This window comes from Pseudomonas sp. CAN1, from assembly GCF_030462585.1.
GTDB lineage: Bacteria > Pseudomonadota > Gammaproteobacteria > Pseudomonadales > Pseudomonadaceae > Pseudomonas.
This window is the reverse complement of record NZ_JASMRU010000033.1, coordinates 13,963-36,370: the sequence shown is the minus strand read 5'-3', so window position 1 is coordinate 36,370 and position 22,408 is coordinate 13,963. Positions and strand designations below refer to the sequence as shown.

Below are 22,408 nucleotides of genomic sequence, written 5' to 3'. Positions count from 1 at the left end.
TGTCAGGACTGACGCGCCACGGATGTCACGGTTGCTGCGCACATTGATTGCTGGCGGACTGCTCGGCTTCGCCAGCCTCGCCGGCGCCGCCGACCTGCCCGACAGCCACGACCTGGAAATCCTCCCGCGCTTCCCGCGTTCGGAGATCGTCGACTTCAACCAGGCTGCCAGCCAGGAACGCATCTACCCGCAGGGTTCGATCAGCCGCATCAGCGGGCGCCTGCGCATGGAAGGCGAGGTGCGCGCCCTCGGCGATCTCACCGCCGTGACCTACCGTCTGCCTGACGAGGATTCCAGCCAGAGCGCCTTCGCCGCCGCGCGCAAGGACCTGCTCAAGGCCGACGCCACGCCGCTGTTCTGGTGCGAGAGCCGTGACTGCGGCTCCAGCAACCTGCTGGCCAACTCGGTGTTCGGCAACTCCAAGCTGTTCGGCCCGGACGAGCAGCAGGCCTACCTGCTGGTGCGCCTCGCCGCGCCCCACGAGAACAGCCTGCTGGCGGTCTACACCATCACCCGTGGCAACCGCCGCGCCTACCTGCATGCCGAACAACTGGACAGCGCCGCTGCCCTCGGTGAACTGCTGCCCAGCCCGGCAACCCTGATGCGCCTGCTCAAGGCCAACGGCGAGCTGACCTTGAGCCACGTGCCGCAGGAGCCGGGCGGCGCCTGGCTCGACCTGCTGGTGCGCACGCTGCGCCTGGACACCGGCGTACGCGTCGAACTGGCCGGCCAACACGCTGGCGATTGGCGCGCCGCGCTTACCGCCCAGGGCGTCCGCGATGCGCGTCTGGAGCAGGGCAAGGATGACGGCGACGGCTTGCACCTGACCTGGCTGCGCTGATTTCCCAGGGCTGATTCTCCAAGCCAAATATCCGACGCCAAGAGCGGAAACGCCCTACACTGGGGCTTTCGAGCCAATCGGGGTTTTCCATGTTCGACAACGATCGCCTGTTGCTGCGCCTGCTGCTGCTCGGCCTGCTGGGCGCGAGTATCTGGGTGCTGCTGCCGTTCTGGTCGGCGCTGTTCTGGGCCGCCGTGCTGGCCTTCGCCAGCTGGCCGCTGATGCGCCTGCTGACCCAGTTGCTGGGCGGTCGCCAGGCTGCGGCAGCGGGCGTGCTGACCATCGGCTGGATCGTGCTGGTGGCGCTGCCGCTGGTGTGGCTGGGCTTCGGCCTGGTGGACCGGGTGCGCGAAGGCGTCGAACTGGTGAAGAACCTGCAGGTCTCCGGCCTGCCGCCGCCGCCGGAGTGGATGGCGCGGGTGCCGCTGATCGGCGACCGGCTGATCGGCTGGTGGTACCAGGCTGACCAGCAGGGCGTGGCGATGTTCTCCGCGCTCAAGCCGTACATGGGCGAGGTCGGCAACTGGGCCCTGGCGCGCAGCGCCAAGCTGGGTGCGGGCATCTTCGAACTGGTGCTGAGCCTGGTGCTGATCTTCTTCTTCTACCGCGACGGCCTGCGCCTGCAGGCGTTTGCCCACGGTGTGCTGGAACGGCTGATCGGCAACGCCGCGCAGCAGTACATGGACATCATCGCCGGCACCGTGCAACGCGTGGTCAACGGGGTGATCGGCACCGCCGCCGCCCAGGGCGTGCTGGCGACCATCGGCTTCTTCATCGCCGGCGTTCCCGGTGCCTTCCTGCTCGGCCTGCTGACCTTCGTCTGCAGCCTGCTGATGGTGCCGCCGCTGGTCTGGGGCCCGGCCGTGCTCTGGCTGTTCTACCAGGAGAGCTACGGCTACGCGGTATTCATGGCGATCTGGGGCTTCTTCGTGATCAGCGGCGTGGACAACATCCTCAAGCCCTACCTGATCAGCCGCGGCGGCAACCTGCCGCTGGTGGTGGTGCTACTCGGCGTGCTCGGCGGATTGCTCAGCTTCGGCTTCATCGGCCTGTTCCTCGGCCCGGTGTTGCTGGCGGTGGTCTACAACCTGGTCAGCGCCTGGGTCGCCAGCTCGCACCGGCCTCCGCCGCCGCCGGTGGTTTGATACTTCGGAGTGGGTGCCAGCAGGCGCTCCGGACTTGAGCGCTGTTCGCGAGCAAGCTCGCTCCTACAGAAGGCGCCCGCCGATGCCGCGACGGCGGATAACGCTGGCGCGTTATGTGCTCTACGAAAGCCAGACAGGGAGCAGTGCGCTGTGGCTTTTCGTAGGAGCGAGCTTGCTCGCGAACCGCATCGCTGCGAACTCCCCTGTAGGAGCGGAGCTTCTCCGCGAATCGCCGACAGGCGACGGGAAAACCCCCGGTGACTGACGTTTCCGCCGAGAGGGATTTCGCGGACAAGGTCCGCTCCTACGGGAGCGGGCGGCGGGCTCATCGCATTGCGTAGGGCGCATAACCCGGAACGGGTTATCCGCCGCCATGGCGGATAACGCCTCAGGCGTTATGCGCCCTACGATTCGGCGAAGTCAGACGTGCTCGCTCTTCACCTGCACCAGCTTGTCCCGCCCGGCGCCCAGGCCGAAGGCTATCCCCGCCACGGTCACCACCACGAAGATCACCCCGGTCGCTGCCCAGCCGCCGGTGGCATCGTGCACCACACCGACCAGGAACGGGCCGCAGGCCGCCAGGGTGTAGCCCACGCCCTGGGCCATGCCGGAGAGGTTGGAGGCGACGTGGGAGTCCGGCGAGCGCAGCACGATCAGCGCCAGGGCGATGCTGAAGGTGCCGCCCTGGCCGAGGCCGAGCACCACTGCCCAGCCCCAGATGCCCGAGAGCGGGGCGAACAGCAGGCCGAGCAGGCCGGCCAGGGTCAGGCCCATGACGATCACCACGGCGATGCGCTGGTCCTTGCCACGGGTGGCCAGCCACGGTGCGGCGAGGGCGCTGAACAGCTGCACCATCACCGAGCCGGAGAGCACCAGCCCGGCTTCCACCGCGCTCAGGCCACGGTCGATGAGGATCGACGGCACCCAGCCGAAGACGATGTACGCCAGTGACGACTGCAGGCCCATGTACAGCGTGACCTGCCAGGCCAACGGGTCGCGCCACAGCCCCTTCACCTTGTACACCGCGCGGTGGGCGTGATGGTTCTGGCGGGTCTGCGGCAGCCAGATCGCTGCGGCGACCACGGCCGGGATCGCCCAGAACGCCAGCGCCACCTGCCAGTTGTTGTCCATCAGCTTCGCCAGCGGCACAGTGGCGCCCGCGGCGGTGGCGGCGCCCAGGCACAGGGCCATGGTGTAGACCCCGGTCATGGTCCCGGCGATGTGCGGGAAGTCGCGCTTGACGATGCCCGGCAGCAGCACGCCGATGATGCCGATGCTGGCGCCGGCCACCAGACTGCCGAGGAACAGCCCGGCCACCGGGAACAGGCTACGCAGGACGATGCCGCCGGCCAGGGTGAAGAGGATCAGCAGCACGGTGCGCTCGGCGCCCAGGCGCCGCGCGAGCATCGGCGCCAGCGGCGCGAACAGGCCCAGGCAGAGCACCGGCAGGGTGGTCAGCAGGCCGGCGGCGGCGGCGGAAAGGCCGGTGCCGTCGCGCACGGTGTTGAGCAGAGGCGACAGGCTGGATAGAGCCGGACGCAGGTTGATCGCCACCAGCACCAGGCCCAGCAGTAACAGCCAGGTGCGTTGCGGGCGCGGCGCGGTTTTCGCGCCGTCGTCCTCGGCGTCGATCAGCAGTTCTTCGGGCGGGCAGGACACCTTGTGTTCGGCGTCTTTCGGGTCATTGGGCACGGACATGGTGGGTATTCCAGGGCAGCAAGGCAGAAGAAGGAATTCAGAGTCAGATCAGCAGCGCGCGGTTCGCTTTTGCGGCCGCCTCGGCGTCGCCACGGGCGATGGCCTCCACCAGTTCGCGGTGCAACTCGAAGCTCGGCTGTGGCCGGCTGGGGTCGCCGATGGTGCGCTCCAGGCCGGCGCGGATCACCTGGGAAAAGTAGCGGTACAGCTCGCTGAGCACCGGGTTGTGGGCGCTGTCCACCACGCGCTGGTGGAAGGCCAGGTCGTGGGCGATGTAGTCGTCCAGCGCGCCGCCGTGGTGGACGGCGGAAACCGCCAGCGCTTCGCGCAGGGCGGTGAGGTCGGCTTCGCTGCGGCGCTCGGCGGCCAGCCGGCTGGCTTCCACCTCGATGATGCCGCGCGCTTCCAGCGCCTGTTCCACCGAGCTGCGGGCCAGCACCAGCATGGTGTCCAGCGGATCGGCGCAGGCGCGCACGTAGGTGCCGTCGCCCTGGCGTACTTCCAGCACGCCGGAGAAGGTCAGCACGCGCACCGCTTCGCGCACGGTATTGCGGCTGATACCCAGGGACTCGGCCAGTTCGGGTTCCGGCGGTAGGCGCTGGCCCAGCGGCCAGGTGCCGTCGTCGATGCGCAGGCGGATCTGCTCCAGGGCGATATCCACCAGCGAGCGTTTCTGAATGGGGCTTGGCATGGAAACATCCAATCATCGGATGAATTTGGGGAAGCCAAGAGTAGGGCAGGCGAAGGCGACGGGCAATGGGCAATGCGACGAGCAGGGATATACCGCCGGAACGCAGGACGTTCCGGCGGTGGGCGCAGCGCGTGGATCAGGCGGCGATATTCACCAGGCTGCCGCTGGTGGCCTGCAGCGCGGTGACCTCGCTGCTCTGGTACTGCTTGAGCAGGTTCGCCACCAGCTTCTGGTAGGCCGCGCCGGTGTTGGCGCTGGTCGACGAGGTGCTGGAGGCGGTGGTCGTGTAGCTGTCCGAAGGACTGCTGGAGGAATCGTCGGACGAACCGCTGGAAGCCGAGGGCGGCGGGGGCGGCGGCGGGCCGTCGGGGCGCTGGGCCTGCAGCGCGCTGGACAGCTCGTCGCTGCTGATGGCGCCGCTGCCGTCGCTGTCGAGCTGGCTGAACAGGGTGCTCAGGCGCTCGCTGTCGTCATCGCCGTTGCCCAGCGCGGACAGTTCGTCGGCGCTGATGCTGCCGTCGCCGTCGCTGTCCAGTGCGCTGATCAGGTCCTCGGCGGAGTCGCCCAGGCTGCCCAGCCCGCCCATGTCGCCGGGCGGTGGCGGGGGCGGAGGCATGGCCGCGGACAGCTCGTCCTGGGAGATACCGCCGCTGTCGTCGCTGTCCAGCTGGCTGAGCAGCGCGTCGATGTCGATATCGCTGCTGTCCGAGTCGTCGCCCGAAGACAGCGCGCTGGTCAGCTCGTCCTTGCTGATGCTGCCGTCGCCGTTGCTGTCGATGGACTTGAACAGGTCTTCCTGGAATTTCGCCGCGCCCTGGTTGCCGCTGCTGCCGCTGGTGGTGGCGGTGCTGCTGGCGGTCTGGGTCCTGGCGAGCGAGCTGGTGTAGTAGCTCGCATAGCTGCTGCTCACGCCGCTGATCATGGGAGGGTCTCCGTGGTTGCCGACGCGGAGGGTTCTCCGCTGATGACAGCCTCGGGCCCGCCTGTGTCGCCGGTTTGTGCGCTTTGTCAGCGGGTGGCTACAACGGCGTTACGCCGTTGTGCTTCTGGGCAGGCGCAGCACGGCGGTGGCGCCGCCGCCGGGGGTTTCCTCGAAGGTCAGGTCGCCGCCCTGGCGCCGCGCCGCGTCGCGGGCGATGGAAAGTCCCAGGCCGACGCCGCCGGAGTTGCGGTTGCGCGAGCCTTCCAGGCGGAAGAACGGCTCGAAGACCTGCTCGCGCAGCTCTGAGGGGATGCCCGGGCCGTGATCGCGCACGCGGATTTCTACTTCGCGGGTGCCGTCGCGCAGCTCGATGCTGACATCGCCGGCGTAGCGCAGGGCGTTGTCCAGCAGGTTGTTCAGGCACGAACGCAGGGCCATGGGCTGCACCTTGAGCGGCGCGCAATAGCCTTCCACGCCGACGTCGGCTCCACGCTCGCAGGCGTCTTCGGCGAGGGAGTCGGCCAGGGCCTTCACGTCGAACCATTGCAGCGGCTCGCTGGCGCGCTCCTGCTGCAGGTAGTGCAGGGTGGAATCGAGCATGCCGATCATCTCGGCCAGGTCCTGGCCGATGCGCGTGCGCAGCTGCGGATTGTCGATTTCCTCGACGCGCAGGCGCAGGCGCGACAGCGGGGTGCGCAAGTCATGGGAGACCGCCACCAGCATGCGGCTGCGCTGCTGCACCTGCTCGCGGATGCGTTCGCGCATGCGGTTGAAGGCGTGGGCGGCCTGGCGCGCTTCACGCGGGCCGGTTTCCGGCAGCGGTGGACTGTCCAGGTCTTCGGAGAGGCGCAGTGCGGCGTCACCCATGCGTTGCACCGGGCGGGCGAGCAGGCGGGCGCCGATGCCGGCGGCGAGGATCAGTGCCAGCAGCTGGAAGGCGAACGGCGCGCTCCAGAATGGCAGGCGCGGTGGCGGGGGAGGCGGTGGGCGGAAGCCTTCCGGTGGTGGTTGGAAGCCCTCGGGCGGGGCGCCGAAGCCTCCCGGCGGCGGGCCGCGCTCGAAGCCCTGCTCTGGCGGCGGGGGCGGCGGCATGTCCGGGCGGTGCGGGCCGTAGTAGTGGAACCAGGCGAAGGCCAGCAAGTGGGCGACCACGATGGCCAGCAGGAACACCCCGAACAGCCGGGCGAACAGGCTGTCGGCGCGTTCCAGCGGTTTTTCCTTCGCGCGCTCGGGCGCGGACTCAGGCGATGTCGCGGACATCGAACAGATAGCCTTCGCCGCGCACGGTCTTGATCAGCCGGGGCGAGCGCGGGTCGTCGCCGAGCTTCTGCCGCAGGCGCGAGACCAGCAGGTCGATGCTGCGGTCGAAGGCCTCGATGGCGCGGCCACGGGCGGCGTCCAGCAGCAGTTCGCGGTTGAGCACCCGCCGCGGGCGTTCGAGGAACACCCAGAGCAGGCGGAATTCGGCGTTGGACAGCGGTACCACCAGGCCATCCGGCGCGTGCAGCTGGCGCAGCACGCTGTCCAGGCGCCACTGGTCGAAGCGCACCTGGGCGCGTGGTTCGCCGCGCGCACTGTCGTCGCTGCCGACCAGGTTGCCGCCGCGCACACGGCGCAGGATGGTCTGGATGCGCGCTACCAGCTCGCGTGGCTCGAAGGGCTTGGCCATGTAGTCGTCGGCGCCCAGCTCCAGGCCGATGATGCGGTCCGCCGGCTCGCAGCGCGCGGTGAGCATGAGGATCGGGATGTCCGACTCGGCGCGCAGGAAGCGGCACAACGACAGGCCGTCTTCGCCGGGCAGCATCAGGTCCAGCACCACCACGTCGAAGCTTTCGTTTTCCAGGGCACGGCGCATCTCGACGCCGTCGGCGACGCCGTGGGCCTCGATGTTGAAGCGCGCGAGATAACCGCAGAGCAGCTCGCGGATCGGCTCGTCGTCATCCACCAGCAGGGCTCGGGTGGTCCAGCGGCGCGAGTCGTCGGAAGGGGTCGGGTGCATGAAGAAACCTGTCGCGGGAAAACGTGGGGCAGGGTGGCCAGGGGCCTCTAGGGGCATGCGACGGGCGCATGCTAACCCGTCATCACGTGCGCGGGCCATGGTCGGCGAGGCTGCGGTGCGCGGGTGTCGCCAGCGTGTCCGCTGTGTATCGGCCTCGATACAAAGCCGTCGGAAGCCGCGCCAGAGCGGTTTTTTACGCTTTCTTTATGCCGCCTGCCCAGGCTGGGAATCGCTCCTTTACGCGTTGCTTGCGGAAAATTTCCGTCAAGCGGCAACAGCCGCATCAAGCGATGGAATCGCCCGCGTGAGGAGAAAGCAATCATGAGCGTGCTCGACGGTGTATCCCTGGTCCTGGCCACGGGACTGTTCATCTACCTGCTGGTGGCGCTGCTGCGCGCCGACCGTTCCTAGGGGATGCCATGAACAGTCATGACGTGTTGCTGATCGTCGCCTTCCTGGCGCTGGTGCTGGTGCCAGCGCCGTTCCTCGGGCGCTTCTACTACAAGGTGATGGAGGGCCAGCGCACCTTCCTCAGCCCGCTGTTCCTGCCGGTGGAGCGGGCGATTTACCGTGCGTGCGGCGTTCACCCCGAGGACGAGCAGGACTGGAAGAGCTACACCGTGGCGCTGCTGGCCTTCAACCTGGTCGGGCTGGCGCTGCTGTTCGCCATCCTCATGCTGCAGGGCGCGCTGCCGTTGAACCCGGAGCACCTGCCGGGCCTGGAGTGGACCCTGGCGTTCAACACCGCGGTGAGCTTCGTCACCAACACCAACTGGCAGGCCTATAGCGGCGAAGCCTCGCTCAGCTACCTGAGCCAGATGATCGGCCTGACCGTGCAGAACTTCGTCAGCGCCGCTGTCGGCCTGGCCGTGCTGGTGGCGCTGGCCCGTGGCATTTCGCGCAAGTCAACGAACAACCTGGGCAACTTCTGGGTCGACCTGACCCGCGCCACCCTCTACGGCCTGCTCCCGCTGTGCCTGCTGCTGGCGCTGCTGCTGGTCTGGCAGGGCGTGCCGCAGACCTTCCTCGACTATGCCCACGCGCTGACCGTGCAGGGCGCCGACCAGTCCATCCCGCTGGGCCCGGCGGCCAGCCAGATCGCCATCAAGCAGTTGGGCACCAACGGCGGCGGCTTCTTCGGCGTGAACTCGGCGCACCCGTTCGAGAACCCGACCATCTGGAGCAACCTGTTCGAGGTCGTCTCGATCATCCTGATCCCGGCCGCGCTGGTGTTCACCTTCGGCCACTACGTCAAGGACCTGCGCCAGAGCCGCGCCATCCTCGGCTGCATGCTGGTGCTGTTCGCCCTCGGCCTGGGCGTGTCGCTGTGGGCCGAGTACCAGCCCAACCCGGCGCTCAGCGCGCTGCCGGTGGAGCAGGTCGCGCCGCTGGAAGGCAAGGAGAGCCGCTTCGGCACCACCGCCAGCGTGCTCTGGTCGGTGACCACGACCGCGGCCTCCAACGGCTCGGTGAACGCCATGCATGACAGCCTCAACCCGCTGTCGGGCATGGTCGCGATGCTCAACATGATGGTTGGCGAAGTGATCTTCGGCGGCGTCGGTGCGGGCCTCTACGGCATGCTGCTGTTCGTTCTGGTGGCGGTGTTCCTCGCCGGCCTGATGGTCGGGCGCACCCCGGAATACCTCGGCAAGAAGCTCGAGGCCCGCGAAGTGCGCCTGCTGGTGGCGACCCTGCTGGTGATGCCGGTCGGCGTGCTGGTGCTCGGCGCCATCGCCGCCAGCCTGCCGGGCCCGGCCGCGGCGGTGAGCAACCCCGGCGCCCATGGCTTCAGCCAGCTGCTCTATGCCTACACCTCGGGCACCGCGAACAACGGTTCGGCCTTCGGCGGCTTCGGCGCCAACACGCCGTTCCACAACCTGATGATCGCCCTGGCCATGCTGATCGGCCGCTTCGGCTACATCCTCCCGGTGCTGGCGATTGCCGGCAGCCTGGCGGCGAAGAAGGCCACCCCGGTCGGCCCCAACAGCTTCCCGACCCACGGCCTGCTGTTCGTCAGCCTGCTGACCGCCACCATCCTGCTGGTGGGCGGCCTGAACTTCCTGCCGACGCTGGTGCTGGGCCCGGTGGCCGATCACCTGACGCTCGGTTTCTGAGGAATACCCCATGAATGCACATACCCAGGAACTGGCCGTGAACAAGGCCGTCGAGAAACGCCCGACCACCGCGTTGTCCGCCCTGTGGAAGCCGGCGCTGGTGCAGGCTTTCCTCAAGCTCGACCCGCGCCAGCTGCAACGCTCGCCGGTGATGCTGGTGGTGGCCTTGACCGCCGTGCTGACCACAGTGCTCTGTGTGGTGGGCGGTGAGTCGGTGCCCACCTTCGTTGCCGTGCAGATCGCCGTGTGGCTGTGGTTCACCGTGCTCTTCGCCAACTTCGCCGAAGCCCTCGCCGAGGGTCGCGGCAAGGCCCGCGCCGACAGCCTCAAGGCCGGCACCCAGGGCCTGCAGGCGATGCGCATGGCGGTCACTGGCAAGTTCGAGAAGGTCGCCGCCAGCAGCCTGCGCAAGGGCGACGTGGTACGCGTCGAAGCCGGCGAGCTGATCCCCGGCGACGGCGAGGTGATCGAGGGCGTGGCGGCGGTCAACGAGGCCGCCATCACCGGCGAATCCGCCCCGGTGATCCGCGAATCCGGCGGCGACCGCTCGGCCGTCACCGGCAACACCCGGCTGGTCTCCGACTGGCTGCTGGTGAAGATCACCGCCAACCCCGGCGAGTCCACCCTCGACCGCATGATCGCCCTGGTGGAAGGCGCCAAGCGCCAGAAGACCCCCAACGAAGTGGCGCTGGACATCCTGCTGATCGGCCTGACGTTGATCTTCCTGCTGGTGGTGGTGACCCTGAAACCCTTCGCCCTGTTCGTCGGCGGCAACCTGCCGCTGGTGTTCCTGGTGGCGCTGCTGGTCACTCTGATCCCCACCACCATCGGCGGCCTGCTCTCGGCCATCGGCATCGCCGGCATGGACCGCCTGGTGCGCCTGAACGTCATCGCCAAGTCCGGCCGCGCCGTGGAAGCGGCGGGGGACGTGCACGTGCTGATGCTCGACAAGACCGGCACCATCACCTTCGGCAACCGCCGCTGCAGCGCCCTGCACACCGCCCCCGGCGTGCAGCAGCTGGAACTGGCCGAAGGTGCGTTCCTCGCTTCGCTGGCCGACGACACGCCGGAGGGCAAGTCCATCGTCGAGTTCCTTCGCTCGCAGATCATCCTGCCGGAGCCGGAGCGCAACCGCGTGACGCCGATTGCCTTCAGCGCCGAGACGCGCCTGTCGGGCGTCGACTTCGACGGCCACGTCTATCGCAAGGGCGCGGTGGACGCCGCGCTGGCCTTCGTCGGCCTGGACCGCGCGCAGATGCCCGAAAGCCTGGCCAAGGAGATCGAGCGCATCGCCCAGAGCGGCGGCACACCGCTGCTGGTGGTGGCCGACGGCAAGCTGCTGGGCGCCATTCACCTGAAAGACGTGGTCAAGCCGGGCATCCGCGAGCGTTTCGCCGAGTTGCGCCGCATGGGCATTCGCACCGTGATGGTGACCGGCGACAACCCGCTGACCGCCGCCGCCATCGCCGCCGAAGCCGGCGTGGACGACGTGATCGCCGAAGCCACGCCGGAGAAGAAGCTCGCGCGCATCCGCCAGGAGCAGGGCGAGGGGCGCATGGTCGCCATGTGCGGCGACGGCGCCAACGACGCCCCGGCCCTGGCCCAGGCAGATGTCGGCATGGCCATGAACGACGGCACCCAGGCCGCCCGCGAGGCCGCCAACCTGGTGGACCTGGACAGCGACCCGACCAAGCTGCTGGACGTGGTGCAGGTGGGCAAGGAACTGCTGGTGACCCGTGGCGCGCTGACCACCTTCTCGGTGGCCAACGACGTGGCCAAGTACTTCGCCATCCTCCCCGCGCTGTTCGCCGGCATCTACCCGCAGCTGGGCGTGCTCAACGTGATGAAGCTGGCCAGCCCACAGAGCGCCATCCTCTCGGCCATCGTGTTCAACGCGCTGATCATCGTCGCGCTGATTCCCCTGGCCCTGCGTGGTGTGCGCGTGCAGGCCAGCGACGCTTCGCAGCTGCTGCGGCGCAACCTGCTGATCTACGGCGTGGGCGGCCTGGTGGCGCCGTTCGTGGGGATCAAGGTGATCGACATGGTTCTGGTGGCAATCGGGCTCGCCTGAGGTTGTTTTTCGTAGGAGCGAGCTTGCTCGCGAACCGCACGAGCGCCAGAGCTGCTGGATGATTGTTCGCGAGCAAGCTCGCTCCTACAGGATCCGGCCAATCTCCAATCTCGCCGGACACGCCGAACTAATCCCTCTCCCTTCAGGGATAGGGCGGGGGAGAGGGTAAACAGCCCCGCTCCGAACCCAACAGAGGAACACGAACATGCTCAACCAACTCCGCCCCGCCATCGCCTCGCTGATCCTGCTCAGCGCCGTCACTGGCGTCGTCTATCCACTGGCCGTCACCGGCATCGCCCAGGTCGCCTTCCACGACCAGGCCAACGGCAGCCTGGTGCGTGACGACCAGGGCAACGTGCGTGGCTCGGCGCTCATCGCGCAGAAGTTCGACGGCGCCCAGTGGTTCCATTCACGGCCCTCGGCCGGCGACTTCGCCACCGTCTCCAGCAGCGCCAGCAACCTTGCTGCGGGCAACCCGGCGCTGGCCGAACGCATTGCCAAGGACGCCGCCGCCCAGCAGGTCGGTACGCAGCCGGTGCCGCTGGCGCTGGTCACCACCTCCGGCAGCGGCCTAGACCCGCAACTGCCGCCCGCCGCCGCGCTGTACCAAGTGCCGCGCATTGCCGTGGAACGCGGCGTACCGGCGGCGAGCCTGGAAAAGCTGGTGGAAGCCAACACCGAACGCCCACTGATCGGCCCCGCCGTGGTCAACGTGCTGGCGCTGAACATGGCCCTGGCCAGCCTGCCTCGCTAGACTCCAGCGCCAGTACCGAGCCTGCCGCGGTACGAGGAAAAACGCAGGGCTGTCCGTTGGCAGAGGACGGCTCCCTCTCCCTTCAGGGAGAGGGCTGGGGAGAGGGTTCTCAGAACTCGCTCCCCCATAGAACCGAGCGCCTTGAGCGCTCCGAGGATAGTCTGATGACCGACCCCAACCGCGCCGACGCCCTGCTGGCCGACCTGCCTGCCATGGGTCGTGGTCGTCTCAAGGTCTTCCTCGGCGCCGCGCCAGGAGTCGGCAAGACCTACGCCATGCTGCTGGCCGCCCAGAGCCAGTTGCGCCAGGGCGTGAAGCTGCGCGTCGGCATCGTCGAAACTCACGGCCGCGCCGAGACCGAAGCGCTGCTCGCCGGCCTGCCGCAGCAGGCGCTCAAGCGCTCCGAATACCGCGGCATCACCCTGGAGGAAATGGACCTCGACGGCCTGCTCGGCGACCCGCCAGCGCTGGCGCTGGTGGACGAACTGGCCCACAGCAACGCCCCCGGCAGCCGCCACGCCAAGCGTTGGCAGGACATCCAGGAACTGCTTTCCGCCGGCATCGACGTCTACACCACGGTCAACGTCCAGCATCTGGAAAGCCTCAACGACCAGGTGCGCGATATTACCGGCGTGCAGGTGCGCGAAACCGTGCCCGACTGGGTATTGCAGGAAGCCTACGAACTGCTGCTGGTGGACCTGCCGCCGCGTGAATTGCTGGAGCGTCTGCGCGAGGGCAAGGTCTACGTGCCCGAGCAGGCTCGCGCCGCCATCGACGCCTTCTTCAGCCAGACCAACCTCACCGCACTGCGCGAACTGGCCATGCAGACCGCCGCCGCGCGGGTGGACGACGATCTCGCCCATCGCTACCGCCAGCAGGGCGGCGACGCCCCCGCGGTGCGCGGCAGGCTGCTGGTGGGGGTGGATGGCGAGCACAACGCCGAGCGCCTGGTGCGCCATGCCTGCCGCGTCGCCGAGCGCCGGCATCTGCCCTGGTCGCTGGTCCATGTCGATACCGGCGAGGCGCGCAGCGAAACGTCGCGCATGCAATTGCAGAACGCCCAGCAACTGGCCGAGCGTCTGGGTGGCGACGTGGTGGAACTGCGCGGCGGCGAAGTCGCGCGCACCCTGGTCGAGCACGCCAAGGAGCGCCGCGCCACCTTGCTGCTGGTCGGCCGTTCACGGCAGCGTTGGTATCGCCGGCTGTTCGGCGGCGGCCTGGCGGCGCGCCTGCTGCGTCTGGGCGACGGGCTGGAGATCAGCGTGCTCGACAGCGAGGCCGACCTCGCGCCGCCCAAGGTCCGCCCGCAGACGAGCTGGCCCTGGGGCAACTACCTGCTCGCCGCCGTGGCCGCCGGTTGCGCCAGCGCCCTGGCCTGGGCGGTGGCCAGCGTGCTGGAGCTGCCGAACATTTCCCTGGTGTTCCTCGCCGCCGTGCTGCTGGTGGCGGTGCGCAGCAGCCTCGGCCCGGCGCTGGCCTGCGCGGTGCTGTCGTTCCTGGCCTACGACTTCCTGTTCATCCCGCCGCATTTCTCCTTCTCCATCCAGCGCGAAGAAGACGTGCTGACCCTGCTGTTCTTCCTGCTCATGGCCGGCCTCACCGGCAACCTCGCCGCTCGCCAGCGCCGGCAACTGCAGGCGCTGCGCGAGACCCAGGAAGAGACCAGCCAGATGCTCGAACTGTCGCGCAAGCTCACCGCCGCCACCGACCGCCAGGCGGTGATGGCCGCCGCCGCGCAGCAGCTTGGCGGCTGGGACGGGCTGGATATCTGCCTGCTCGGCCGGGTCAATGGCGAGTGGAAACTGGAGGGTGGCCTCAACCGCGCGCTGGAAGACCAGGAGCGCGCCGCCGCCGATTGGGCCTGGCAGCACGACCAGCCCGCCGGCCTGGGTACCGGCACGCTGCCGGGCGGGCGCTGGTGGTGGTGGCCGCTGTCCGGCGAGGACGGTCCGCTGGCGCTGCTCGGGGTCGGCCCGCGCGATTCGCAGCCTTTGTCCGGGTCGCGCCGTCGTCTGCTGGCTGCTCTCGGCCAACCGCTGGCGCAGGCATTGGCCCGTGCGCGCCTCGCCGAAGACCTTGAAGCCGCGCGCCTGCATGGCGAAACCGAACAGCTGCGCAGCGCACTGCTGGCCTCGGTCAGCCATGACCTGCGCACGCCGCTGACTTCCATGCGTGGCGCCATCGACAGCCTTCTGGCCCTGGGCGACGCCATCCCGCCGCCGGATCGCCGCGAGTTGCTGGAAAGCACCCGTGATGAGGCCGAGCGCCTGGACCGCTACATCCAGAACCTGCTGGACATGACCCGCCTCGGCCACGGCGGCCTGAAGCTGTCGCGCGACTGGGTGTCGCCCGGCGACATAGTCGGCAGCGCACTCAATCGCCTGCGCGCGGTGGTCGCGCCGTATCGGGTTGAAACCCGCGTAGCGCCGGAACTGCCGCTGCTTTATGTGCATGCCGCGCTGATCGAGCAGGCACTGGTCAACGTGCTGGAAAACGCCGCGCGCTTCTCGCCGCCGCAAGGCCGCCTGCGGGTGGCGGTGGAGCAGGGCGACGATGAGCTGCGCTTCCTGGTCAGCGACGAAGGGCCGGGCATTCCGCCGGCGGAGCGCGAGAAGATTTTCGACATGTTCTACACCGCCGCGCGCGGTGATCGTGGCGGTCAGGGCACCGGGCTGGGCCTGGCGATCTGCCAGGGCATGGTCGGCGCCCACGGCGGGCGGATCACCGTCGAGGACGGCATCGACGGGCGCGGCACCACCCTCGTGCTGCACCTGCCGCTGCAGCAACAGCCGGACCTGGAGCAGCTTGATGCTGCTGTCTGAAAGGCTCAAGCTGGACGCCCCCAGCCAGCCCGGACTGCCGATGAACGCCAGCGCCGCCACCATCCTGGTCGTCGACGACGAACCGCAGATCCGCAAGTTTCTCCGTATCAGCCTCAGCGCCGGCGGTTACAAGGTGCTCGAAGCTGGTACCGGCGAGGAAGGCCTGGCCCAGGCCGCACTGGGCCGTCCGGACCTGGTGGTTCTCGACCTCGGCCTGCCGGACAAGGACGGCCAGGACGTGCTGCGCGAACTGCGCGAGTGGTCGCAGGTGCCGGTGCTGGTGCTCTCGGTGCGCGCCAGCGAAAGCGAGAAGGTGCTGGCGCTGGACAGCGGCGCCAACGACTACGTGACCAAGCCGTTCGGCATCCAGGAGTTCCTCGCGCGCATCCGTGTGCTACTGCGCCAGGGCGCCAGCGGCGAGACGCAGGAGGCGGTGGTCGCGGTGGGGCCGCTGAGTGTGGATTTCTCCTATCGGCGAGTGTTGCTCGATGGCGAGGAGGTCTCACTGACGCGCAAGGAGTACGCGGTACTGTCGACCTTGGCGCGCCATGTGGGGCGCGTGGTGACGCAGCAGCAATTGCTGAAGGATATCTGGGGGCCGACGCATGCCGAGGACACCCACTACCTGCGGGTGGTGGTGGGGCATCTGCGGCAGAAGCTCGCGGATGATCCGGCGACGCCGCGGTTTATCGTGACCGAGGCGGGGGTTGGTTATCGGTTGCGCGAAGGTTGACGCTTTCAGAGTCCCGGTTCGATTGCTGGTCAATGCCGATGCTTCCCGCCACGTAGCGAGTAGGGTGCATAACCCGGAACGGGTTATCCGCCGATGCCACCGCGGCGGATAACGCTGGCGCGTTATGCGCCCTACGAAACTGCTTCTGGGAAAGTTGGCCAGGACGCCTTATCTCCTCGAACCTGGCGGCGGGCCTCGTTTTGGGGGACGGTCGTGCCGGCTGACTGCATGGTTTCGCACTGCGCCGAACGGTCCCCTCTCCCGCTTGCGGGAGAGGGTTAGGGTGAGGGGCTTTTGATCTCGTAGGAGCGGAGTTTCTACGCGGTGCTCTTGCTTGTGCTTTGGGTGTTTCTGCGCCGCACCGGCGTGCGCGCGGGCTCCGTGTTTCGCCCCCTCGGGCGAGTTACTTTGGCAAACGACGGATGGCCGCCCCACCCAAAGTAACCAAAGGTCTTGCCCCGGACATCCGGTTTTTCGCTTAGGCGAAAAATTCCCTCGTTGAATCGAAGTTTCAGGGGCACGCCGCGAAGGGCCATCCCTGGCCCATCGCCGCTCTCGCKACATCCATGTCGCTCAACCCCTGAAACTCCGCTTCAACGAGGCCTCCTGAACGGGGCATTCGGCGCGTGCGGATGTTTCTCTGGAAGTCCTCAAGAGCCAAATCTCAAGCCGGATCGATGCGCACGCTCTTGTAGGAGCGGAGCTTCTCCGCGAGTCGCCGACAGGCGATGTTCGACGAAATATCAAGGTGACTACTATGTCCGCCGCGATGGATTTCGCGGACAAGGTCCGCTCCTACGGGTGGGACTCCGCACGCTCTTCGTAGGAGCGAGCTTGCTCGCGAACCGCCCAGCGCCACAGCCTGCGCGCGATTCACACCCAAGGTCGCTCCTGCCGGAAGAGCACCACTCCGATCAATAAGGATTCTCCGCCTCATACCGATCCAACGTATCGCTGGCAATCTGCCGGCCTAGGGCGATGAGTTCAGGGGCCTTGTAGAACTCGAAGAAGCGGCAAACGCGCTTGGGCACGTTGATCAGGATGTCCGGGGGGTAGCCGGCGATCTTGTATTGCGCCAGCGAGGTCTGCATGACCTCGAAGCTCTGGTTCACCAGCTCCAGCAGCGAGGCCGGGCTGCTGCTGTCGATCACGTGGCTGCCGGTGGCCGAGCGTGGCGAGCCCTTGGCTTGCGGGGCGGCGGCGGGTTGCTGCATTTCCGGTTCGGCGGGCTCTTCGGAGGCGGCCGGTACCGGGTGCAGCAGGGCGTCGGCGATCAGTTCCGGCGGGGCCTCGGCTTCGCCGCGGCGGAAGAAGCTCAGCTTGTGCGACAGACCGGAAATCACCGAGTCGAAACGACCTTTGAGGGCGGCGGGGCGTTCGATCACCGGCAGCGAATACTGGCGCTGGTTGGTGGCGTTGAGATTGACCGCGACGATCAGGTCGGCGTGGGTCGAAACCACCGGGACGATCGGCAGCGGGTTGAGCAGGCCGCCGTCCACCAGCATGCGGCTGCCCTGCATGACCGGGGTGAACAGGCTGGGAATCGCCGCCGAAGCGCGCATGGCCTGGTGCAGGCAACCTTCCTGGAACCAGATTTCCTGCTGGTTGGTGAGGTCGGTGGCCACCGCGGTGTAGGGGATCGGCAGCTGTTCGATGTCGATCTCGCCAAGAATTTCGTGGATCTTGCCGAATACCCGCTCACCGCGGATGGCGCCGAGGCGGAAGCTGACATCCAGCAGGCGCAGCACGTCGAGGTAGTCCAGGCTCTCCACCCAGTCGCGGTATTCGCCCAGCTTGCCGGCGGCGTAGATGCCGCCGATCACCGCGCCCATCGAGCAGCCGGCGATGCAAACCACTTCATAGCCGCGCCGTTCGATCTCCTCGATGACTCCGATATGCGGATAACCGCGCGCGCCGCCGGAACCGAGTACCAGCGCGATCTGTTTTGACATGGGGCAACTCCGCGTTACGAACCTTGCGACGATACGCCGTGGGCAGCGGCCCCGCCAAGCCGGGCTTTGCTAGAATCGCCGTTTGATTTCCCTGCCGGAGCCTCCCGATGAGCGAACCGATCCGCCTGACCCAGTACAGCCATGGTGCCGGCTGTGGCTGCAAGATTTCCCCCAAGGTCCTGGAGGTCATCCTCGCCGGCAGTGGTGCGCAGAATCTCGACCCCAAGCTGTGGGTCGGCAACGCCTCGCGCGATGATGCCGCCGTCTACGAGATCGACGCCGAGCGTGGCGTGGTGTCCACCACTGATTTCTTCATGCCGATCGTCGACGATCCGTTCGACTTCGGCCGCATCGCCGCCACCAATGCCATCAGCGACATCTACGCCATGGGCGGCGACCCGCTGATGGCCATCGCCATCCTCGGCTGGCCGGTGAATGTGCTGGCGCCGGAAATCGCCCGCGAAGTGATTGCCGGCGGTCGCAAGGTCTGCGATGAAGCCGGTATCCCGCTGGCCGGCGGCCACTCCATTGATGCGCCCGAGCCGATCTTCGGCCTGGCCGTCACCGGGCTGGTGGAGAAGCGCTTCATGAAGCGCAACGACACCGCCACCGCCGGCTGCAAGCTGTACCTGACCAAGCCGCTGGGCATCGGCATCCTCACCACCGCCGAGAAGAAGGCCAAGCTGCGCGCCGAGGACGTCGGCGTCGCCCGCGACTGGATGTGCACCCTGAATAAGCCCGGCGCCCGCTTCGGCAAGCTCGACGGGGTCAAGGCGATGACCGACGTCACCGGTTTCGGCCTGCTCGGTCACCTGGTGGAAATGGCCGACGGCAGCGGCCTGACTGCACGCGTGAGCTATGACGCCGTGCCGCGCCTGGCCAGCGTCGAGTACTACCTGGAAGCCGGCTGCGTACCCGGCGGCACCCTGCGCAACTTCGACAGCTACGGCGAGCGCATCGCGCCGCTGCCCGAGCTGCACAAGCTGCTGCTGTGCGACCCGCAGACCAGCGGCGGCCTGCTGGTGGCGGTGGAGCCGGAAGGCGAGGCGCAGTTCCTCGCCATGGCCAAGGAACTGGGCATGGACCTGGCGCCCATCGGCGAACTGGTCGGCCGACAGCGTCACGCGGTCGAGGTGATGTGATGCGCGACAACACCCGCCACTACCGCGAACTGTTCCTCGGCGATGTGAAGATGATGGACGTGCGCGCCCCGGTCGAATTCGACAAGGGCGCGTTCCCCCATGTGATCAACCTGCCGCTGATGAATGACATCGAGCGGCAGAAAGTCGGCACCTGCTACAAGCAGAACGGCCAGCAGGCGGCCATCGCGCTGGGCCACGAGCTGGTCATGGGCCAGCTGAAGGCCGAGCGCATCGAGGCCTGGGCGAACTTCGCCAAGGCCAACCCGGAGGGTTACCTGTACTGCTTCCGTGGCGGGCTGCGCTCGCAGATCACCCAGCAGTGGCTGAAGACCGAGGCCGGCATCGAGTACCCGCGGGTGGTCGGTGGCTACAAGGCGATGCGCGGCTTCCTCTTCGACACCACCCGTGCTGCCGTCGAGGAATGCCAGTTCGTGCTGGTGGGTGGCCTGACCGGCACCGGCAAGACCGAGGTCATCGCCCAGCTGGCCAACAGCCTGGATCTGGAAGGCCATGCCAATCACCGCGGCTCCGCCTTCGGCCGCCGCGCCACGCCGCAACCGGCGCAGATCGATTTCGAGAACCGCCTGGCCATCGACATCCTGAAGAAGCGCCACGCCGGCCTGGAGCAGTTCGTGCTCGAAGACGAGGGGCGCATCGTTGGCAGCTGCTCGGTGCCGCTGGAGCTGTACCAGGGCATGCAGCACTACCCGCTGGTGTGGCTGGAGGACAGCTTCGAGCAGCGCGTGGAGCGCATCCTCAAGGACTACGTGATCGACCTGTGCGCCGACCATGTGCGGGTGGTGGGCGAGGAGGGCGGTTTCGACTCCTTCGCCGCCTACCTGCGCAAGAGCCTGTCGGGCATCGTCAAACGCCTGGGCGGCGAGCGCTACCAGCGGCTGGCGGCGATCATGGATGAAGCCCTGGAAGAGCAGAAACGCAGCGGCGCGGTGGACCTGCACCGCGGCTGGATCGAAGGGCTGCTGGGCGAGTATTACGACCCGATGTATGCCTTCCAGCGCGAGAGCAAGGGCGAGCGCGTGGAGTTCCGTGGCACCCAGGACGAGGTGGTGGAGTACCTGCGCTTCCGCGCGGAGCGCTGATCGAATCTGCCGTGGTGGCGGGCCAATCGCGGACAGAGTCCGCTCCTACCCAAAGTCATGCCAGTGCGTAGGAGCGGACTTTGTCCGCGATGTCCCCACGCCGGCAGCGGACTGACAGTCGGTGTATGAGAACGATGGGTATCGCTGCGCTCCACGCCATCCTACGCAGGCGTTTGCCGGGGAGGGTAGTAGGGGGCGGTTCGCGAGCAAGCTCGCTCCTACAGCCCAGCCTGTTTCGTAGGGCGGATAACGTGCCAGCGTTATCCGCCGTGGCGCCAGCGGCTCCGGGCGGAGCGGTGATCGAGTCCGCCGTGGTGGCGGGCCAATCGCGGACGGAGTCCGCTCCTACCCAAGGTCATGCCTGTGCGTAGGAGCGGACTCCGTCCGCGATGTTTCCAGGCCTGCTGCGGGCTGGCAGGTGCTCACACGCTCTTGCCGTCATACTCCTTCACCGTCAGCCCCGCCAGGTCCACCCCTGGCAGGCAGCGCACATTGATCGCCGCCATCGGCGTGCCGTCCGGCATCGCGCCGTAGGCCAGCGGCGCGCAGCCGCAGGTGGGGCAGAAACGGTGCTCGATGCGGTGGGTATTGAACGTATAGGTGCTCATCGCACTCTCAGGAGTCGTCAGCTTCAGCTTGCTGCGCGGCACGAACCAAAGCAGCGAGCCCTTGCGCCGGCAGATCGAGCAGTTGCATGACACGACTTCACCGACATCCCCTTCCACTTCGAACGCGATCTGCCCGCAATGGCAGCTGCCCTGGTGCACCATGGTCCTTCTCCTTGTCGGGATACCCCGTGGGCAAACAGTGTAGTAGTCGCTTGAATGCCATCCGTCCGGTGGCATACTGCGGCGCCGTCCGGCAGGCCCCTGCGCCGCGTTCTAAGCTGGATTCACCCCCGAATACTTCCAGGAGTTTCGTCATGCCGCGCATTCCCCTGATCATCGCCGCGCTGCTGGCCGTCGCCGGCTGCTCGGGCAAGACCGTCAACCGCGACAGCTGCGCCAACGAGCTGAACGCCGCCTGGCACGAGCTGGACCTGGCCAAGGCCGAGGGCTTCGCCGGCACCGTCAGCTACTCCAAGGCCGTCGGCCTGCTGACCGCCGCCAAGACCCAGCAGCAGGTCGAGGCCTACGACGGTTGCTCCGACAAGGCCAGCCGCGCGCGCTTCTACATCAAGGAATCCCGCGCCGGCCGTTGAGCCGCGCGTTGCCGGGCCGCCACAAGCGGCCCGTGTCTTCCCACCGCATTGCCCCGGATGTCCCCATGCAACTCGACTTCACCCAGCTGCCCAAGGCCGATGCCTACCGCTGGCTGGCCTCCACCGTCACGCCGCGCCCCATCGCCTGGGTCTCCACCCTGTCTGCGGATGGCCAGAGCAACCTGGCGCCGTTCAGCTTCTTCCAGGTCATCAGCGACTCGCCGCCGACCCTGCTGGTGAACACCAGTGTGCGCGACGACGGCAGCGTCAAGGACACCCTGCGCAACGTGCGCGAGACTGGCGAGCTGGTGATCCACCTGGTCAGCGCCGCCCAGGCTGACGCCATGAACGCCACCGCCGCCTGGCTGCCCCACGGCGTCAGCGAGATCGAGCACGCCGGCATCGCCACCGTGCCCAGCGAGCTCGTGAAGCCGCCGCGTGTGGCTGGTGCGCCAGTGGCCTTCGAGTGCCAGCTGGAGCAGATCATGCCGTACCCGGCGGACAACCCCTCCAGCATGCTGATCTTCGCCCGCGTGCTGCTGGTGCACATCGACGACGGGGTGATGCTGGACGAGCGCCACGTCGACCCGGCGAAGCTGGACCTGGTCGGCCGCCTGGGCGGCACCCAGTACAGCCATACCCGTGACACCTTCAGCATGATCCGCCCGAAGTAAGTCGCCTCAGGCGAACGCCAGCTCCAGGCCCAGGTGCCAGCGGTTGTCGCTGAAGCGGGCGCGGTCCAGGCGTTCGCTGACGTCGTAAAGCTCCAGCAGCAGCGCCTGGCGATTACTGAACTCCAGCGCGTCGCTATGGATCAGGCCGAGGATGGCGTGCACCAGCTGGCAGCCGATGTCCGCCTCGTGCCAGCAATCGAGCAGGTCGCCCTTGGGCTCGTCACAGTCCAGCGCGCAGACGAAATGGCGGATCGGTGGCAGCTCGCGCCAGCTCAGCAGCGGGTCGATGCGCCGCTGTTCGCGGTACAGCTCGGGTAGCGCCAGGCTTGGCGCCAGGCCTTGCAGCGGGCGCTGCAGGATCAGTCGGTAACGCGCACTCATCCGTGCACCTCCAGCGATAAACGAGGTGCAGGAATCTGCCTGCTGAATACGGGTGTTTCTGTCGGCAATATCCTGAGTTGCTTGTGGAAACTTCCCGTTATTGTTCTGGATACGACCTCGACGTATCTCTGTGCAGCATCACCGTGCCATCACCGCCGCGTCCTCTAT

20 protein-coding genes are annotated in these 22,408 nt (G+C 67.7%); 12 read left to right on the top strand and 8 right to left on the bottom strand.

All coding sequences use genetic code 11. The annotated features are described in order from the left end of the window. Positions 1 to 22: 22 nt before the first annotated feature. Together QO207_RS26790 and QO207_RS26785 are read left to right on the top strand one after the other, a co-directional pair. Positions 23 to 841: a DUF4892 domain-containing protein gene (locus tag QO207_RS26790; RefSeq protein ID WP_301535301.1), complete on the top strand. Its 819-nt coding sequence runs from the start codon at positions 23 to 25 to the stop codon at positions 839 to 841. 89 nt (positions 842 to 930) lie between these two features. Then, entirely contained in the window at positions 931 to 1,986 is a 1,056-nt protein-coding gene (locus QO207_RS26785) for an AI-2E family transporter (protein ID WP_301535286.1), read from the top strand. 420 nt (positions 1,987 to 2,406) lie between these two features. Here the strand turns inward: QO207_RS26785 and QO207_RS26780 are convergent, their stop codons facing one another. The 5 genes from QO207_RS26780 to QO207_RS26760 form a co-directional block, all read right to left on the bottom strand. Further along, a complete protein-coding gene (locus QO207_RS26780; protein WP_301535285.1) occupies positions 2,407 to 3,684 on the bottom strand; it encodes an MFS transporter in 1,278 nt (425 codons plus the stop codon). Between the two features lie 43 nt (positions 3,685 to 3,727). Beyond that, a complete protein-coding gene (locus QO207_RS26775; protein ID WP_301535284.1) occupies positions 3,728 to 4,375 on the bottom strand; it encodes a FadR/GntR family transcriptional regulator in 648 nt (215 codons plus the stop codon). Between the two features lie 136 nt (positions 4,376 to 4,511). Continuing rightward, entirely contained in the window at positions 4,512 to 5,297 is a 786-nt protein-coding gene (gene xopAW, locus QO207_RS26770) for a XopAW family type III secretion system calcium-binding effector (RefSeq protein ID WP_301535283.1), read from the bottom strand. Between the two features lie 108 nt (positions 5,298 to 5,405). After that, positions 5,406 to 6,557, bottom strand: a complete 1,152-nt coding sequence (locus QO207_RS26765) for a HAMP domain-containing sensor histidine kinase (protein WP_301535282.1) — start codon at positions 6,555 to 6,557, stop codon at positions 5,406 to 5,408. Then, positions 6,538 to 7,296, bottom strand: coding sequence for a response regulator (locus QO207_RS26760; RefSeq protein ID WP_301535281.1), 759 nt, complete (start codon positions 7,294 to 7,296; stop codon positions 6,538 to 6,540). The genes QO207_RS26765 and QO207_RS26760 overlap by 20 nt, the downstream gene beginning before the upstream one ends. Before the next feature lie 321 nt (positions 7,297 to 7,617). On the opposite strand from QO207_RS26760, the gene kdpF reads away from it, so the two are divergent. From kdpF to QO207_RS26730, 6 genes are all read left to right on the top strand, one after another. Next, positions 7,618 to 7,707, top strand: a complete 90-nt coding sequence (gene kdpF / locus QO207_RS26755; protein ID WP_009618573.1) for a K(+)-transporting ATPase subunit F — start codon at positions 7,618 to 7,620, stop codon at positions 7,705 to 7,707. A gap of 8 nt (positions 7,708 to 7,715) precedes the next feature. Beyond that, a complete protein-coding gene (gene kdpA, locus QO207_RS26750) occupies positions 7,716 to 9,410 on the top strand; it encodes a potassium-transporting ATPase subunit KdpA (protein WP_301535280.1) in 1,695 nt (564 codons plus the stop codon). A 10-nt stretch (positions 9,411 to 9,420) separates the two neighbouring features. Beyond that, positions 9,421 to 11,481: a potassium-transporting ATPase subunit KdpB gene (gene kdpB, locus QO207_RS26745; protein WP_301535279.1), complete on the top strand. Its 2,061-nt coding sequence runs from the start codon at positions 9,421 to 9,423 to the stop codon at positions 11,479 to 11,481. A gap of 205 nt (positions 11,482 to 11,686) precedes the next feature. Next, on the top strand, positions 11,687 to 12,235 hold the full coding sequence (gene kdpC, locus QO207_RS26740; protein ID WP_301535278.1) for a potassium-transporting ATPase subunit KdpC: 549 nt from the start codon (positions 11,687 to 11,689) through the stop codon (positions 12,233 to 12,235). A gap of 164 nt (positions 12,236 to 12,399) precedes the next feature. After that, a complete protein-coding gene (locus QO207_RS26735; RefSeq protein WP_301535277.1) occupies positions 12,400 to 15,057 on the top strand; it encodes a sensor histidine kinase KdpD in 2,658 nt (885 codons plus the stop codon). A gap of 40 nt (positions 15,058 to 15,097) precedes the next feature. Next, a complete protein-coding gene (locus QO207_RS26730) occupies positions 15,098 to 15,790 on the top strand; it encodes a response regulator (protein WP_301535300.1) in 693 nt (230 codons plus the stop codon). A gap of 914 nt (positions 15,791 to 16,704) precedes the next feature. Here the strand turns inward: QO207_RS26730 and QO207_RS26725 are convergent. Continuing rightward, positions 16,705 to 17,742 carry a patatin-like phospholipase family protein gene (locus QO207_RS26725; protein ID WP_301535276.1) on the bottom strand — a complete coding sequence of 346 codons (1,038 nt, stop codon included), beginning with the start codon at positions 17,740 to 17,742 and terminating at the stop codon, positions 16,705 to 16,707. A gap of 107 nt (positions 17,743 to 17,849) precedes the next feature. On the opposite strand from QO207_RS26725, the gene selD reads away from it, so the two are divergent. Together selD and mnmH are read left to right on the top strand one after the other, a co-directional pair. After that, a complete protein-coding gene (gene selD, locus QO207_RS26720) occupies positions 17,850 to 18,884 on the top strand; it encodes a selenide, water dikinase SelD (protein ID WP_301535275.1) in 1,035 nt (344 codons plus the stop codon). Next, positions 18,884 to 19,984, top strand: a complete 1,101-nt coding sequence (mnmH, locus tag QO207_RS26715) for a tRNA 2-selenouridine(34) synthase MnmH (protein ID WP_301535274.1) — start codon at positions 18,884 to 18,886, stop codon at positions 19,982 to 19,984. The genes selD and mnmH overlap by 1 nt, the downstream gene beginning before the upstream one ends. A gap of 422 nt (positions 19,985 to 20,406) precedes the next feature. Here mnmH and QO207_RS26710 read toward each other — a convergent pair whose 3' ends face one another. After that, positions 20,407 to 20,754 carry a GFA family protein gene (locus QO207_RS26710; protein ID WP_301535273.1) on the bottom strand — a complete coding sequence of 116 codons (348 nt, stop codon included), beginning with the start codon at positions 20,752 to 20,754 and terminating at the stop codon, positions 20,407 to 20,409. Positions 20,755 to 20,906: 152 nt separating this feature from the next. Between QO207_RS26710 and QO207_RS26705 the strand changes: the two genes are divergently transcribed. Next, positions 20,907 to 21,185 carry a hypothetical protein gene (locus QO207_RS26705; RefSeq protein WP_301535272.1) on the top strand — a complete coding sequence of 93 codons (279 nt, stop codon included), beginning with the start codon at positions 20,907 to 20,909 and terminating at the stop codon, positions 21,183 to 21,185. Between the two features lie 65 nt (positions 21,186 to 21,250). Beyond that, positions 21,251 to 21,859 carry a flavin reductase family protein gene (locus QO207_RS26700; RefSeq protein ID WP_301535271.1) on the top strand — a complete coding sequence of 203 codons (609 nt, stop codon included), beginning with the start codon at positions 21,251 to 21,253 and terminating at the stop codon, positions 21,857 to 21,859. Positions 21,860 to 21,865: 6 nt separating this feature from the next. Here QO207_RS26700 and QO207_RS26695 read toward each other — a convergent pair whose 3' ends face one another. Next, complete coding sequence (locus QO207_RS26695; protein WP_301535270.1) at positions 21,866 to 22,240, bottom strand: hypothetical protein; 375 nt, start codon at positions 22,238 to 22,240, stop codon at positions 21,866 to 21,868. Between the last annotated feature and the right edge of the window lie 168 nt (positions 22,241 to 22,408).